The organism is Rhodobacter sp. 24-YEA-8, from assembly GCF_900105075.1.
Classification (GTDB): domain Bacteria; phylum Pseudomonadota; class Alphaproteobacteria; order Rhodobacterales; family Rhodobacteraceae; genus Pseudogemmobacter.
On the sequence record NZ_FNSK01000002.1, the window covers coordinates 318194 to 334162 of the forward strand.

The window sequence follows — 15969 nt, forward strand, 5'->3', positions numbered from 1 at the left end:
GATTCCTGTCACTGGCGCAGGCGCGGGCATCAGCCGGCGCTGTCGCGCCTTGCCTGATCCCAGATGTCACACAGCCGGCTGTAGCGCGCCGTCATGTCGGCAACCGCCCCGGCGTCATCTGTTTTACCTTCCATCCAGGACCGCGCCACATCGCCGAATATCGACCGTCCGACAGCAAAGCCCCGGACCAGTGGCTGCGCCGCCGCGACGCGGAAGCTCGCGGCCAGTTCGTCCTCGGGCGCATCTAGACCGAGGATCACGATGCCGCGCGTATTGGGGTCGTTTTCGCCGATGGCGGCGACGGCATTGGCCCAGGCCCCGGCCGTCTTCATCGGTTCAAGCTTCCACCAGTCGGGGAAGACGCCCAGATCATAGAAGCGGCGGATGATCGTGGCCGTGGTCATGTCATCCACCGGCGCCACTTTGGAGGGGATCACCTCCAGCAGGAATTCCAGCCGGTTGCGTCGCGCCGCTGCGAAAAGACGCTTCACGACATCCTCCTGCCGGGCCCAGGTCGCAGCATCGTCATCGGGGTGGCAGAAACACAGAACCTTGACGACATGGTCCAGCGGCCATTCCGACAGACCGCCGTAATCCGCCCCGATCTCGGGCTCGAGGCTCAGGGGGCGCGAACCCGGCCATTCCACCGGCCGCCCGACCCAGAGGCCAGTGCCCGCCGAGGCATGCAGCGCTGCTTTGCCAAGCCGGTTGTCGCAGAGAATGCCATAGCCCGGCCGATCCGCCTGGACCCCGCGCGCGGCCTCAAGGCACAGCTCTTTGAAGGCGCCTATTTTCGCGGGTGTCGCGCCCTGCATCTGTTCCAGCTGCATCCGGTGATCAAAGGCAAAGACGCGGATGTCTTTCCAGGGGTTGCCCCGCCTCTCACCCAGCAGGGAGCGGCGGTTGGTCGACCAGTGGATCTGTTCCAGTTCCGGGTCGTTTCTCAGATCCGGCCGGATCACGCCACGACCCAGGAAAAATTCCAGCTCCGCGAGCGAGGGATAGGCCGGCGCACAGCCATGGCGCGACACCGCGAAAGCCCCGCAGGCATTGGCATATTCCAGCGCGCGCGGCCATTTCTCATCATCCAGCCAGCCTTTCAGCAGGCCCGACATGAACCCGTCACCCGCGCCCAGCACGTTGAACACCTCGATCGGGAAGCCAGGCCCGGTCTCGCCCGCATCAAGGCTGTCCGGCACCGGGCCGGTGAACGCCACCGCCCCCGCCGCACCCCGTTTGCACACCAGCGTGGCAGTGCTCAGCGCCCTGACCGCGCGCAAAGCGGTGATGGTATCGGTCGATCCGCCCGCGATGTGGAATTCTTCCTCGGTCCCGACGATCAGATCGAAGAGATGCAGCGTGGTTTGCAGTTTCGCCGTCACCTCGGCGCTTTCGACGAAGCGGCTTTCGCCGTCACCATGGCCCGCAACACCCCAGAGATTCGGGCGGTAATCGATATCCAGCGCCGTCCGCGCGCCATGCTGGCGGGCCAGTGCCAGCGCCTTCAGCACCGCCGCCTTGGTGCGCGGATGCGAAAGATGGGTGCCGGTCGCAACCACCGCGCGGGTATCCGCAATCAGCGCCTCGTCAATATCATCCTCGCACAGCGCCATATCGGCGCAGTTTTCGCGGTAGAAGATCAGCGGGAACTGATGTTCATCGCGGATCCCCAGCAGAACCAGCGCCGTCAGCCGTTCCGGGTCGGTCACCACGCCGCGCGTATCGACGCCTTCGCGCGCCAGCTCTTCGCGCAGGAACCGGCCCATATGTTCAGCGCCGACCCGGGTGATCAGCGCAGATTTCAGCCCCAGCCGCGCCGTCCCCACCGCCATATTGGTGGGGGATCCGCCGACATATTTCTGAAACGAGCCCATATCTTCCAGCCGTCCCCCCACCTGACCGCCATAAAGGTCGATGGAGGACCGGCCAATGGTCACGAGGTCCAGCTTTTTCGTCATCTCACAAACCCCCTCCCCCGGGGTGAACTCCTGGTCTCAAACGGCAACAGGCGTGATCCAGGGCTGATCGTCCGCCTCATGGCTGTCGACAACCGCCTCGACAAAGGCGACACCCTTCACCCCGTCCCGGATCAGCGGAAGGTCCTGGCCGATGGGCGCAGGCACGCGGCCTTCTGCCCGGGCGCGGATCGCTTCGGCAAAGCCAAGATAAAGATTGGCGAAGGCCTCGAGATAGCCTTCGGGATGGCCCGGAGGCGTGCGGGTACGCGCCTTCGCCGCCGGTGACAGATCACCCGCTCCGCGTTTGAGCGTCTGCACGCGGCCCTCAAGCGGGGTCAGGATCAGCTCATTGGGCTGTTCCTGATACCACGCAAGCGAGCCTTTCCCGCCAAAGACCCGGATGCGGACACCGTTGGAATTGCCAATGGCGACCTGGCTCGACCACAAAAGCCCGCGTGCGCCGCCCTCATAGCGCAGCATCACATGCGCGTTGTCATCAAGCGAACGACCGTTCACAAATGTCGCCAGATCCGCCGTCAGCGATTGTAGCCGCAGCCCGGTGACAAAGCCCGCGAGGTGATAGGCATGGGTGCCGATATCGCCGATGGAACCACCGCGCCCGTTCTTCTTCGGGTCGGTCCGCCAGGCGGCTTGGGCATTGCCCTCGGCCTCAATCGCCGTCGCCATCCATTCCAGCGGATATTCGACCTGCACTGTCCTGACCGCGCCGATCTCACCGGCCGCGACCCGCGCACGGGCCTCATGCACCATCGGATAGCCGGAATAGGTATAGGTGACGCCGATGAAGATACCACGCACCCGGGCGAGTTCCTCCAGCGCCAGCGCCTCTTCCAGCGTGGCGGTCAGCGGCTTTTCGCAGATCACCGCGATGCCCGCCTCGATCAGCGCCTTCGCCATAGGGTAATGGGTGAAATTGGGTGTACAGATCGCCACCGCATCGACGCGGTCCTCGCGGGCAATTTCCCCCGCGATCAGCTCCTGATATGTCCCGTAGCTGCGATCTTCAGCGATGCCCTGGCTTTGCGCGAAAGCCCTGCCCTTTGCGGGATCTGCATCAAACGCCCCCGCCACCAGCACCCAGGCGCCATCCAACCGCGCCGCAAGGCGGTGGATATTGCCGATATAGGCCCCTTCCCCACCGCCGATCATCCCAAGCCGCAATTGCCGCGTCATGCTTCCCCCAGCCCGAGCATCGCCCGGTTGGCTGCCCGGTCTGCGCCGGATTTCACGAAATCATCAAAGGCCCGGTCCGAGACGCGGATGATATGGTCTTTGATGAACTGAGCCCCCTCGCGCGCGCCGTCTTCGGGGTTTTTGATGAAACATTCCCATTCCAGAACCGCCCAGCCGTCAAAGCCGTAAGTGGACAGCTTCGTGAAGATGGCCCCAAAATCGACCTGACCATCGCCGGGGCTGCGGAAGCGGCCCGCGCGTTTCGCCCAGGGCATATAGCCGCCGTAAGCGCCGGATTTGCCATCCGGGCGGAACTCGGCATCCTTCACATGGAAGGTGCGGATACGCTCATGGTAATGGTCAATGAACGCGAGATAATCCATGCCCTGCAGCACCAGATGGCTCGGGTCATACATCAGATTGGCGCGGGGGTGGCCCTTCACCTTGCCAAGAAAATATTCCCAGGAATGACCGTCATGCAGGTCTTCCATCGGGTGGATTTCATAGCAGACATCCACGCCATGGGCGTCGAAATCATTCAGGATCGGCGTCCAGCGGCGGGCAAGTTCGTCAAAACCCTCTTCCACCAGCCCCTCGGGCCATTGCGGATAGGGGTAGAGGTAGGGCCAGAGCAGAGCGCCGGAGAATGTCACATGCCGGTCGATCCCGAACCGCTGCGAGGCCCGCGCCGCGAAGCGAAGCTGTTCTTCCGCCCAGGCGCGCCGCCGCGCCGGGTTGCCGCGCACATGTGCGGGCGCAAAGGCATCCAGCACCCCGTCATGACAGGGATGCGCCGCCACCAGCTGCCCGGTGATATGCGAGGCAAACTCGGTGATTTCCAGCCCGTGATCCGCCAGAAGGCCTCTGATCTCATCACAGTAAGCGTCTGAGGTCGCGGCCTTTTCCATATCGATCAGCCGCGTCTCCCAGGTTGGGATCTGCACGCCCTTGAAACCCTTCTCCGCCGCCCAGGCCGCGAGGCCCGGCAGCGAGTTATAGGGCGCCGCATCCGCAGCAAACTGCGCAAGAAAGACCCCTGGTCCTTTGATCGTGCGCATCGCTCAACCCTCCAGCGCGACCGCAGGTACGGGTGCGTCGTCATAGCCGCCATAGACCGACTGGTCGAAGGGGATCACCGCGCCTGTCATCATGCCGCCATCGTCCGAGGCCATCCACAAAACCGCGCGCGCCACCTCTTTCGGGTCGAGGATCCGGCCAAAGGGTTTCGCGGCCGCCGCCCGGTCGATGAAATCCGGATCACCGGTTTCTGACAGCACCAGCGCCCGTTCATGGTCCGAATTCATCCAGCCGATATCGAGCTGGTTGATATGGATCTTGTGCCGCATCAGCGCGAAACCGGCATGGCGGGTCAGGGTCGAAAGCGCACCCTTCGAAGTCGAATAGGGCGCGAGGAAGGGCTGTCCTGCAAGGCCCGACATCGAACCGATATTGACCACACGGCCCTCGATCCCCTCGCGGATCATCACCTTTGCCGCGTCCTGGATCAGGAAAAACGGCGCGCGGGTATTGACCGCGATCATGCGGTCAAAGAGCTCCGGCGAGGTGTTGAGCATATTGCCGCGATCCGTCAGACCCGCCGCATTGACGAGGATGTCGACCCGGCCGAAACGCTTGTCAGCCGCAGGGACAATCTTCGCCACATCCTCGATATTGCCGAGGTCGGCGAGCACCAGCTCCACCGGCACACCGGTCGCCTCAAAAATCGACTTCGCAACTGCGCGGCCTTTTTCTTCGCCGCGCCCGACGATGACGATCCCCGCTGCACCGGCCTCGGCAAAGAGCCGGGCAATCGCCGCGCCAAGGCCCTGGGTGCCGCCGGTGACAATCGCGACTTTCCCGTCGATCCGGTTCATTTCGCCACCTCATAGCCGGCGGCGGCCATGACGCGCATCAGCTCTTTATGGCCCTTCACTGCCATTTCCAGCGGCGGCGAGATTTTCGGATCCTGCTCTGCCTCGACCACGAACCAGCCTTCATAGCCCTTCCGGGCCAGCGCTTTCACAATCGCCTCAAAGTCCAGCGAGCCATCGCCCGGCACGGTAAAGGCACCCTTGATCACCGCATCAAGGAAGCTCTCTTTCGTACGGTCCAGGCCGTCAATCACCGATTTCCGGATGTCCTTGGTGTGGACATGGGTGAAGCGCGCATGGTGGTTGTCGATCACCCGCATCAGATCGCCGCCCGCGAAGGCGAGGTGTCCGGCATCAAACAAAAGCGGCACAGAAGAATGCTTCAGGAAGAGATCAATCTCCGGCTCGGTCTCGACCACCGCCGCCATATGGTGGTGATAGGAGATCGGCATCCCCTGTTTCGCGCACCAGTCGGCGAAGTCGCTGATCTTGCGACCGTAAGCCGCCATCTCGGTTTCAGTCAGCTTCGCCTTTGTCGCAAGCGGCGCCGAGCGCACACCCTGGATCGAGCGCGCGGTCTCGCCATAGACAATGCAGGGCGCTTTGGCGGCGATGAAAAAGGCCATCTGTTCCGCGATGCGGTCCTTCTCGACCTCGATATCACCATCGACCAGCAGGCCCGAGAACCAGCCGCCACAGACCGAGATGCCAAAACGGTCCAGGATAGGCCCAAGCTCTGCCATATCCATCGGGAAGCGGCGGCCGGTCTCCATGCCGGTAAAGCCCGCGACCGAGGTCTGGCGCAGACATTCCTCAAGGCTCACATCATCCGACAGTTCCGCGAGGTCGTCATTCCACCAGGCAATCGGGGCAATTCCAAGTTTCGCTTTCATGGTATCAGACCCCGATACGCTGCTGTTTGCGAATTTTTTCCTGGTTCGCACGGGCGGTGCGGACCGATTCAAAGGTTGAGACCTCGGGCACGCCGACATCCCAGTCGGCATCACCCGGCGTCCAGGTCCAGGCATCGGTGACAATCGACAGCACCGTCACGCCGTCCTGATCATAGGCCCATTCCAGAGCCGCCGGCAGGTCGGCCAGGCTTTCGACATGTTTCGCCGCCGCACCCATCGATTTGGCATGGGCCACGAAATCAACATGCAGCGGGTTGTTGCGGTCGCGGATGCGGCAGTCTTTCAACAGGTTATTGAAACCCGGAACGCCCTTGGCCTGTTGCAGCCGGTTGATCACGGCATAGCCGCCATTGTCGCAGACGATCACGATCATCTTATGGCCGGTCAGCGCCGCCGAATAGATATCGGAGTTCCCCATCATATAGGTGCCGTCACCCAGCATCACGATGGGCGTGCCGCCGGTGCCACCCGGGCCTTCTTGCGCCATCGCGGCACCCCAGCCCGCCGGGATCTCATATCCCATGCAGGAGAAGCCGAATTCGCAATCAAAAGTATGCGGGTCTTTGACGCGCCAACCCTTGACGACCTCGCCCGGCAGACCGCCGGCGGCGGTGACGAGCGTATCACCCGGACGCGCCGCCTGATTCACCACGTTGACGACCTGCTGATAGGAGGGTACCGCCGCATCGGTGGGAGCCTGCAGGCTGTCGAGGAGCCTGTTCCATTCCGCAAAGAGCTTCTTGCCGCGCGGCAACAGACCCGCGTCAGCCTTCCAGCTGCCAAGTGCCGCGTCGAGCTCCAGAATACCTTCCTTCGCATCGCCCACGACCGAGAGCGCCCGGTGCTTGATCGCATCGAACCGCGCCGCGTTCAGCGAGATGAACTGCGCTGATTTCGAGAATACCGTCCAGGAGCCGGTGGTGAAATCCTGCAGCCGGGTGCCGATGGCAAGGATCACATCCGCCTCGCGCGCCAGCTCATTCGCCGAGGTCGAGCCGAGGATGCCCACGGGGCCAATATGCACCGGATGGTCATGGGTGAAGGCGCCCTTGCCGGCCACGGTTTCCACAACCGGGATACCGCGTTTGGCGGCGAAATCGGCCAGCGCCTGTTCGGCACGGCTATAGCGCACGCCACCGCCCGAGATGATCAGCGGCAGTTTCGCGCCTTTCAGCACTTCGGCAGCCTGCGCCACCGAATCGCGGTCGGGGCGCGGACGCGGGATCTTCCAGACTTTGGGTTCAAAGAAGACTTCCGGGTAATCATAGGCCACTTCCTGGGTGTCCTGGGCCAGACCGATGAAAGCCGGGCCGCAATCGGCAGGGTCCAGCATCACGGCCACGGCCTGGGGCAGCGACTGGATGATCTGTTCGGGCAAAACAATGCGGTCCCAGTAGCGCACCACCGGCTTGAACGCGTCATTCACGGTGATCGAGGGGTTGTTGTAATGCTCCACCTGCTGCAGCACCGGGTCAGGGACGCGGTTCGCGAATGTATCCCCCGCGATCAGAAGAACCGGCAGCCGGTTCGCCATAGCCACACCCGCCGCCGTGATCATATTGGCCGCACCCGGGCCGATCGAGGTCGCCGCAACCATCAGCTGACGGCGCTGTTTCGCTTTCGCGAATCCAATCGCGGCGAGCGCCATCGACTGCTCATTCTGGCCGCGCCAGGTCGGAAGCTGATCCTGCACCACCTCAAGCGCCTCGGAGAGGCAGGTCACATTGCCATGGCCGAAGATGCCGAAAACACCTGCGAAAAGCGGAACACGTTGCCCGTCAATCTCGGTGAACTGGTTGCAAAGGTAACGAACAAGGGCCTGCGCCATAGTCAGGCGCACAGTAGATCCGGTCATCTCGCCTCCTCCTGCGGATGTATCTTTTCTCAATGCTTACGGAATGCATATTGACAATGCAACGTCATAGCAATGATTATTGCAACAAAGTTGGGGAGGAGACTCAATGCTCAGGATTGCAGTAATCGGCACGGGCCGCATTGGCCGCATGCATGCCGAAAACATCGCAGCACACCCGCGTGCGGCGCTCGCCGGTGTCTATGATATTCATACCCCATCTGCCGCCGAAATGGCCGAAAAACTGGGCGTGACCCGGTTCGACAGCGCCGAAGCGCTGATCGCCTCGAAAGATGTCGATGCAATTCTTATTGCCTCCTCGACCGCCACCCATGCCGATCTGATCGAGGCCGCGGTCGCTGCCGGCAAACCCGCTTTGTGCGAAAAGCCGATTGATCTGTCGCTTGCCCGCGTCAATGCCTGCGCTGCAAAGATCAAAGGCACAAGCGTTCCGATCATGCTCGGCTTCGTGCGCCGGATGGATAAAGGCCATGCGGGCGTGCAGGCGGCGATTGCCTCGGGCCAGATCGGTGATCTGCACCAGGTCATCATCACCTCGCGCGACCCCGACATGGCCCCCGATGCCTATATGGAGGTTTCGGGCGGTATCTTCCGCGACATGACCATCCATGATTTCGACATGGCGCGTTTCATGCTGGGCGAGGATGTGACCGAGGTTTCCGCCACCGGCTCGCGGCTGGTGAAGCCCGGCCTGATGGAAAAACTCGGCGATTACGACACCGTTACCGTGGTCCTGAAAACCGCGTCCGGCAAGCAGGCGATCATCAACAATTCACGCCGCGCGGTCTATGGCTATGACCAGCGGGTCGAGGCCTTCGGGTCAAAAGGCATGGCGATCTCGGAAAACCACGCCATGACCAAAGTGCGGCTCTTCGGGGCCGAGTTCACTGAACAAGCGCCGCCGCTCCTGAACTTCTTCATCGAGCGTTATGACGATGCTTTTGCCGCCGAGATCGGCGCCTTTGTCGATGCGGTCGAAAACGGCACCACGCCACCAATGACCTTTGAAGACGGTCGCCAGGCGCTGATCCTCGCCGAGGCTGCGATCAGGTCGGTGGCCGAAGGCCGCACCATCCTCACGAAAGACATCGGTTAAGCCCCATGTACGACAATTTCGGCCTGTTCACAGGTGGCGCCTGGATCCCCGGCGCCACAACGGGAGAGGTGTACTCTCCGGTCACCGGCGCCTCCCTCGGGGCTGTTGCCTTCGCCTCGGTCGCGCAGACCCGTGCGGCGCTGGATAAAGCCGCCGCCGCGCAAGACCTCTTGCGCGCCATGGGCGGTTTTGGCCGCGCCGACGCACTGCACCGGGCCGCCGATGAGATGATCCGCCGCACGGAGGAAGGCGCGCGGATGATCTCGCTCGAGACCGGAAAGCCCATCGCCCAGGCAGGCCGGGAATGGGTGCTCGCCTGTGATCAGTTCCGCTGGTATGCCGAAGAGGCGCGGCGGATCTATGGCCGGATCGTCGACAGCCGGGTGCCAGGCGGACGGTTCGAAATCAGCCATGAACCGGTCGGCATCGTGGGCGCTTTCACCGCCTGGAACTTTCCCGCAGCTTTGCCCGCACGCAAACTTGCACCGGCGCTTGCCGCCGGGTGCCCGGTGGTGCTGCGCCCGTCTTCGCAGACGCCGGGCGTTGCCATGGTGATGGTCGACTGCCTGCGCGCGGCTGGTCTGCCGGATGGGGCCGTGGGTCTGGTGGTGGGGTCCACCGCCGACACCTATGCGCCGATCATGGCGGATAAACGGGTGCGCAAGGTCTCGCTTACCGGGTCAACCCGCGTCGGCCAGCAGATGATCCGCGACGCGGCGCAGACGGTGAAAAAGGTCTCGATGGAGCTCGGCGGCAATGCGCCGCTGATCATCTTTGATGATGCCGATCTCGAGGCCGCGCTCGATCTTTCCGTCGCGACGAAATACGCCAATGCGGGTCAGGTCTGTGTGACTGCCGACCGTTTCTTCGTGCATGAAAGCCTGCATGATGCCTTTGTCGAGGGCTTCACCGCGCGCGCGGCAAAGATCAGAGTGGGTGACGGGCTTGACCCCGAAACCGGCATGGGCCCGCTGATCAATGCCGGGCGTCTCACCGAGATCGAAGCCATCGTTGCCGATGCGCTCAAGGCAGGGGCGACCCTGAAACATGGCGGCCGCCGCCCCGCGCATCTGAACAAAGGCCATTTCTACGAGCCGACCGTCCTCACCGAGGTCACCGACGATATGCGGGTCTTTGCTGAAGAAAACTTTGGCCCCATAGCCGCGATCTCGCGCTTCTCGACCGAGGAAGAGGTCATCTCCCGGGCCAATGCCTCTGATATGGGGCTTTCGGCCTATGCCTTCACCCGCTCGGCTGATCGCGCCCGGCGTGTCACGGCTGCGCTGAAATCCGGCATGGTCGGGATCAACAGCTTTGCCCTTGCGGCCTCCGAAGCGCCTTTCGGCGGCACCAACCAGTCCGGCATGGGCCGCGAAGGCGGGTCCGAAGGGATCCGGGACTATCTCGACACCAAACTCGCCCAAATCCTGTTCTGACCAGATCGCGCTCATAAAGGAACCGGCATGTTCACCAACCGGCTGAAACAACAGTGGTCCGAGGGGCGCGCCGCCATCAATGGCTGGCTTTCCATCGGAAACCCCTTCACCGCCGAGATCATGGCGGCGCAGGGCTATGACAGCATCACCATCGACGCCCAGCATGGCGCGCTGGATTACACGGCGGTGCTGCCAATGCTCCAGGCGATGCGCGCCTCGGGGGTGACGCCGATGGTGCGTGTGCCCTGGCGCGAGCCGGGGGCGATCATGAAAGCGCTGGATGCCGGTGCCCAGGGCATCATCTGCCCGATGGTGAATTCCGCCGCCGAGGCCGCCGAATTCGTCAGCTACACCCGCTACCCCCCGCAGGGGCAGCGCAGCTATGGCCCGACCCGCGCGGCGGTGGCCTATGGGGGCTATGGTTCGGCCGCGAATGACCAGGTGCTGGCGCTCGCGATGATCGAGACCCAGGGCGGTGTCGACAATATAGAATCCATCGCCGCCACGCCCGGCCTTGACGGCATCTATATCGGCCCCGCCGATCTGACGCTTGGCACCACCGGCACAAAGCATCCCATCGGGTTTGATCGCGAAGAGCCGGAGCTGATTGCACTGATCCGGCACATCCTCGCGGTCTGCAAGGCAAACAATATCCGTGCCTGCCTGCATTGCGGCACCGCCGATTACGCCGCCCGCGCGATTGGCTGGGGCTTTGATCTGACCACCGTTGGCGGCGACTCGCGGCTGCTGGCGGCGGCGGCCTCGGCCTCTGTCACGAGATGGCGCGATCTGACCGGTGCCGCCCCTGCACCCATTGCCGCGAAAGGGGGCTATTGATGCCGCATCTCCTGATCGCCGGCAAGCTGCATCCTTCAGGCACCGCGCTGCTCGACGTGCTGAAGACGAAGGGTTTCACCATCGACTATGTCGAAGAGGTATCCGAACCCTCCTGCGCCGCGCTGATCCATAAGGCGGATGCGCTGGTGATCCGCACCCAGCCGCTTACGGCGGCAACCATCGCAAAGGCCGGGCGGCTGAAAGTGGTCTCGCGCCATGGGGTTGGTTACGATTCCGTGGATCTTGCGGCACTGAATGCGCGCGGGATCGCACTGACAATTGTCGGCGATGTCAATTCGGTCTCGGTTGCGGAACATGCGATGATGCAGTTGCTGGCGGGCGCGAAACGCGTGCTGCTCGCGGACCGTGCCGTGCGCGAGCCGTCAGAATGGAACTGGCGCAACCGGCTGGAAGCACATGAGATTTCCGACAAGAACCTGCTGATCATCGGCTATGGCCGCACCGGTCAGCGGCTGGCAAAGATGGCAGCAGGGTTCGATATGAAGATCCGCGCCTATGATCCCTGGCTCTCGCGCAGCGGCTGGCCAAAGGGCCAGGTGGGTGAGGTCACCGACCTCACCGAAGCGCTGGCCTGGGCCGATTGCATCTCGGTCCATGTGCCGAAAGCCGAGCACCCGACCATCGGCGCCGCAGAGATCGCGCTGATGAAGCCTGGTGTTGTCCTCGCCAATACGGCGCGCGGCGGCGTGGTCGATGAAGATGCGCTGACAGCAGCGCTGATCTCGGGCCAGGTTGGTGCGGCGGGGCTGGATGTTTTTGCCGAGGAACCGCCCGGCCGGCATATTCCGCTCTTTGATCTGCCGAATGCTGTGCTGTCGCCGCATATTGCCGGCCTTACCGCCGAATGTGCGGCGCGGATGGCGGTTTCCTCCATCGAGAATGCGGTCAATTTCCTTGCGGGCAGCATCGACCCGCAGCTCATCGTCAACCGGGATGTCGCCAATGCCAGCTGATCAGATCACGCATAAACCCAAACTCCGGATCGGCCTGATCGGCACCGGCTTCATGGGTAAGGCCCATGTCTTCGGCTTCACTTCGGCTCCGAAAGTTTTCGAACTGCCTTATGATCTCGAACTGCACACTGTCGCCGATGTGACGGTTGAGACCGCCACCCGCGCCGCGCGGGAACTGGGCTTCGCGCATTGGACCACCGACTGGCGCGATCTGATCAGCAATCCGGAGATCGACCTGATCTCGATCACCGCGCCGAACGCGCTCCATAAGGAAATGTCACTGGCGGCGATTGCGGCCGGAAAACACGTCTATTGCGAGAAACCGCTGGCGCCGCTTGCCACCGACGCGCTTGAGATGACCCTCGCGGCAGAACTGGCCGGGGTGAAAACACAGGTCGGTTTCAACTATCTTTGCAACCCGATGCTGCGGCTGGCGCGCGACATGATCGCGGGCGGCGAGCTGGGCGAGATCCGGGGCTATCGCGGTCTTCATGCCGAGGATTACATGGCCGACCCGAACGGCCCCTGGACCTTCCGCCATGATCCGGCGGGCGGCGGCGCGCTTGCCGATATCGGCAGCCATGCCCTGGCAACGGCAGAATTCCTGCTTGGACCGATCACCGATGTCATGGGTGACTGCATGACGCTGATCCCGTCCCGCCCCGATGGCAAAGGCGGCACACGCCGTGTCGAGGTCGATGATGTCGGCCGCGCCTTCCTGCGTTTCGCCAATGGCGCGCAGGGTTCGGTCGAGGGCAACTGGATCGCCACGGGCCGCAAGATGCAGCATGATTTCGAGGTTTACGGCACCAGAGGCGCGCTGTCCTTCAGCCAGGAACGCTTCAGCGAGCTGCATTTTTATTCGACCGAAGACGCCCCCGGCCGCCGTGGTTTTCGTCGGATCGAGGCCGCCCCCGATCACGCACCTTACGGTCGTTTCTGCGTGGCGCCGGGCCATCAGCTCGGGTTCAACGATCTGAAAGCCATCGAGGTGGAAGGCTATATACGCGCCATCGCGGGCCAGACGCCCGAGCCCTTCAACTTCCGCGCGGGGCTCAGGATCCAGACCCTGGTCGAGACCATCCAGCGCTCTTCTGCGGCGCGTGAATGGCTGAAAGTGCCGGGCTGAACATCTGCCGCGCTCGTGATTACGGGCGCGCGCCTCCGCCGTCGCGGATCCAGCCGAAGTAATCCTCGCTGCCCATCTGACCGCCTTTCAGCGCAATCTCCAGCCCGTCGAAATCGCCGGCCGCATAGGCACGCGACAACGAGGCGCCCGGAATGGTCGGCGCCAGGGCCTCCAGCGCGAAAATCCCCATCTGCCGCATGGCGTGGCCGGATGTATCGCCGCCCGAGATCACCATCCGCTTCAGCCCGGCCTCCCGCGTAAGACCCGCGAGCAGTGCACCCAGCGTCTCGCCGATCCGCTGGTTGAACACCGCCGGATCGGTGCCGGTTTCCTTCAGGGCCTGAGCCAGAGCAGCGACGCAAGGATCTTCCGGTCCTTCCGCCGTGTGGACCAGCACGTCTTGGCCAGCCTGCAATGCGGCCAGCGCCGCAGCGCGCAGAGGTGTCACGACATCCTCACCCCGGCACAAAGCCGCCGCATCCAGCACGAAAGTGGTGAAACCATTCGCCCGCGCCCATTGGATCTGAGCCGCTGTAATCGGCGAAACCGAACCGGAGACCACCATCACCGGCGTCAAAACCCTGCCCCGGCTTGTCGGCATCGGCGGTAAAACATGCTGCCCCGAGGCAACCAGATGCCGGATCACCGCATATTCCACGCCTTGCGAGCCGATTGCGAACAGGGGTTTCCCTTCCGATGCCGCCCAGATCAGCCGCCCGGCCTCGGCCTCGGATCCCGCATCCAGTTCATCTAAAGTCACCGCCCTGACGCCTTTGGCCATAAGCCCGGCCAGCGCCGCATCCGCGCCGCTTGCGTAATCTTCCAGTGTCAGGCAGCCAATCGCCACATCGGTCTGGCGCGACAGATGCAGCGCGACATCGGCCTCATCCATCGGGGTGACCGGGTGGCGCGCCATCACCGGATGCCGGTCGAGACGGTGTATCCCGGCGCCCACCCCGGCAAAGAGATGGCCAAACGCCTGATAGCGCCGCATCTGCGGCGCAGCGATCACCACCGGCACGAAAGCATTGTCAAAAAGCTCCAGCCCGATCTCAAGCGCGCATCCGATATTGCCGATATGCGGCGCGGAATCGAGGGTGGAGCAGACCTTGTAATGGATCACCCGCGCGCCAAGATCCGCCAGCGCCTGAAAGGCCATGGGCAGGTTCGCCCGCATCCAGTCAGGGCTTTGTGTGCGCGAGGTAGAGGCTATCCCTACCCCCCGCAGCCCGGGAAAGCGCGCGAGCTGTTCTGCCGTCGGCATTTCCAGAAACAGCACCGCCGGCAAGCCGCCAAAGGCCAGCGCCTCCATCGTCGCCGCAGCGCCGGTGAAATCGTCGCCATACCAGGCGAAATCGAGCGCATAATCAGCTGTCATCATTTCTTCCCGAATTTCACGAGCGAAGCCGCAAGTTCCGGATGGTTCTGTGCATGGGTCGCAAGCGCGATGCCCGAAGACGCCGCCTCCCAGGCCTGGCGGATCGCACGTACGCCGCCCGCCGCCCCCATCGGATGGCCATGAATACCGCCGCCGCCGAGATACATCAGATCCAGCGCGCCGCCGGTGCCCTGATATGTGGCCACCGCCTGACCGCCCCATTGCCCGGATCCGCAAACCGGCAGCGCGCGGTCCGAAGGTGAAAAAATCGGCTCTGCCATATCTGCAAATGATTGCAGGAAGCTCTCATCCGGCTCCCAGTATTTCGCGGCGATGCCGTTGATCTGGAACTGGTCAACGCCCAGCAGTCGCCAGATTTTCTGATAGGGGCGGAAGGCCATGCCGATGGCCGGATGCCGGGTCATCAGGTCCCAGCCATTCCGATGCGCATGCAGCGCCAATGCCGAACGGCGGCGCAGAAAGGTCATGCCGCCATAGCCGATGGAGTTGATATTAACGACCGCCGCCTGGCCGCCATGTTTCACCACCACATCATGGCGGCGCAGCATCTCTTCCGGATCAGCCGAAGACAGACCAAAGGCATAGACCACCTTTTTGCCGGTCTTCTGCGCGTGATCGTCAATCACCCGCATGATCGCGGCCACCCGGTCGTCAAAGGGCGAATAGGCCGGCGAGGTCAGCTTTTCATCATCCTTGATGAAATCGACCCCCGCCTCGCAGAGCTCGCGCACGATGCCTGCAACCTCTTCGGGCAAGAGGCCCAAAGATGGCTTGATGATCGAGGCAATGATCGGCGCCTTGGCCGGATAATCGAGACCACAGAGCCGGTAAGATCCTTCGACCCCGAATTGCGGGCCGGGATGCGACGCATAGGCACTGGGCAATTCGATATCCAGAAGCCGCGCCCCCGTCAGACCACGTGTCGCATAAAACGCATTTATGCCAATGGTTTGCAGCGACGCAAAATCCGTGCCGATGCTTTCCAGCGGAAAGTCGATCACCACCCCGGCACGGCGGAACGGCCCGGGCGCATCTGTCGGCCAGGCCGGCACCGCTGCCGGTTCCAGTTCCGTCACCGAAACCACCCGTGCGGCGCAGCGCGCCTTCACATCCGCGGTCTCTCCCGGCAGATCGGTAAACGTTCCGGTCGACTGATCGGTCGCGATCTTCACCGCCATCCGCCCGGGGTCATCCGGCGTCTCGATCAGATAGTGAAAGCGGATCTGGTCCTGGGCCATGGTCTACCTCGCCCCTCCCCGGTCACGAGGTCCACCCGCCGCGCCGGGGG

At 63.2% G+C, this 15969-nt stretch carries 13 protein-coding genes; 5 read left to right on the forward strand and 8 right to left on the reverse strand.

Annotated elements, in window-relative coordinates; all coding sequences use genetic code 11:
* Positions 1-29: 29 nt before the first annotated feature.
* From iolC to iolD, 6 genes are read right to left on the reverse strand one after another with little or no spacing between them, the layout of a single operon-like run.
* Positions 30-1958 carry a bifunctional 5-dehydro-2-deoxygluconokinase/5-dehydro-2-deoxyphosphogluconate aldolase gene (gene iolC / locus BLW25_RS18020; RefSeq protein WP_092902721.1) on the reverse strand — a complete coding sequence of 643 codons (1929 nt, stop codon included), beginning with the start codon at positions 1956-1958 and terminating at the stop codon, positions 30-32.
* A 36-nt stretch (positions 1959-1994) separates the two neighbouring features.
* Positions 1995-3128 (reverse strand): Gfo/Idh/MocA family protein, encoded by a 1134-nt coding sequence (locus tag BLW25_RS18025; RefSeq protein ID WP_092903101.1) that lies wholly within the window; start codon positions 3126-3128, stop codon positions 1995-1997.
* Between the two features lie 20 nt (positions 3129-3148).
* Entirely contained in the window at positions 3149-4210 is a 1062-nt protein-coding gene (locus BLW25_RS18030; RefSeq protein WP_092902723.1) for a sugar phosphate isomerase/epimerase family protein, read from the reverse strand.
* A gap of 3 nt (positions 4211-4213) precedes the next feature.
* Positions 4214-5026: an SDR family oxidoreductase gene (locus tag BLW25_RS18035; RefSeq protein ID WP_092902725.1), complete on the reverse strand. Its 813-nt coding sequence runs from the start codon at positions 5024-5026 to the stop codon at positions 4214-4216.
* Positions 5023-5916: a myo-inosose-2 dehydratase gene (gene iolE, locus BLW25_RS18040; RefSeq protein ID WP_092902727.1), complete on the reverse strand. Its 894-nt coding sequence runs from the start codon at positions 5914-5916 to the stop codon at positions 5023-5025. The genes BLW25_RS18035 and iolE overlap by 4 nt, the downstream gene beginning before the upstream one ends.
* A 4-nt stretch (positions 5917-5920) precedes the next feature.
* Positions 5921-7792: a 3D-(3,5/4)-trihydroxycyclohexane-1,2-dione acylhydrolase (decyclizing) gene (iolD, locus tag BLW25_RS18045; RefSeq protein WP_092902729.1), complete on the reverse strand. Its 1872-nt coding sequence runs from the start codon at positions 7790-7792 to the stop codon at positions 5921-5923.
* A gap of 106 nt (positions 7793-7898) precedes the next feature.
* Here iolD and iolG point away from each other — a divergent pair, with 106 nt between their 5' ends.
* The 5 genes from iolG to BLW25_RS18070 are packed head-to-tail and all read left to right on the forward strand — an operon-like array spanning position 7899 to position 13282.
* The gene (gene iolG, locus BLW25_RS18050; RefSeq protein WP_092902731.1) at positions 7899-8906 is read left to right on the forward strand and encodes an inositol 2-dehydrogenase; all 1008 of its coding nucleotides are present in this window, start codon (positions 7899-7901) and stop codon (positions 8904-8906) included.
* 5 nt (positions 8907-8911) lie between these two features.
* Positions 8912-10342, forward strand: coding sequence for an NAD-dependent succinate-semialdehyde dehydrogenase (locus BLW25_RS18055; protein ID WP_092902733.1), 1431 nt, complete (start codon positions 8912-8914; stop codon positions 10340-10342).
* A 27-nt stretch (positions 10343-10369) separates the two neighbouring features.
* Entirely contained in the window at positions 10370-11179 is an 810-nt protein-coding gene (locus BLW25_RS18060; RefSeq protein WP_092902735.1) for an HpcH/HpaI aldolase family protein, read from the forward strand.
* The gene (locus BLW25_RS18065) at positions 11179-12153 is read left to right on the forward strand and encodes a hydroxyacid dehydrogenase (RefSeq protein ID WP_092902737.1); all 975 of its coding nucleotides are present in this window, start codon (positions 11179-11181) and stop codon (positions 12151-12153) included. Before BLW25_RS18060 ends, BLW25_RS18065 begins: the two co-directional genes overlap by 1 nt.
* Positions 12143-13282, forward strand: coding sequence for a Gfo/Idh/MocA family protein (locus BLW25_RS18070; RefSeq protein WP_171909632.1), 1140 nt, complete (start codon positions 12143-12145; stop codon positions 13280-13282). Before BLW25_RS18065 ends, BLW25_RS18070 begins: the two co-directional genes overlap by 11 nt.
* 19 nt (positions 13283-13301) lie before the next feature.
* Here BLW25_RS18070 and BLW25_RS18075 read toward each other — a convergent pair whose 3' ends face one another.
* Both BLW25_RS18075 and BLW25_RS18080 read right to left on the reverse strand, forming a co-directional pair.
* Positions 13302-14660, reverse strand: a complete 1359-nt coding sequence (locus BLW25_RS18075) for a four-carbon acid sugar kinase family protein (RefSeq protein ID WP_092903104.1) — start codon at positions 14658-14660, stop codon at positions 13302-13304.
* Complete coding sequence (locus BLW25_RS18080) at positions 14660-15919, reverse strand: RuBisCO large subunit C-terminal-like domain-containing protein (protein WP_092902739.1); 1260 nt, start codon at positions 15917-15919, stop codon at positions 14660-14662. Before BLW25_RS18080 ends, BLW25_RS18075 begins: the two co-directional genes overlap by 1 nt.
* Between the last annotated feature and the right edge of the window lie 50 nt (positions 15920-15969).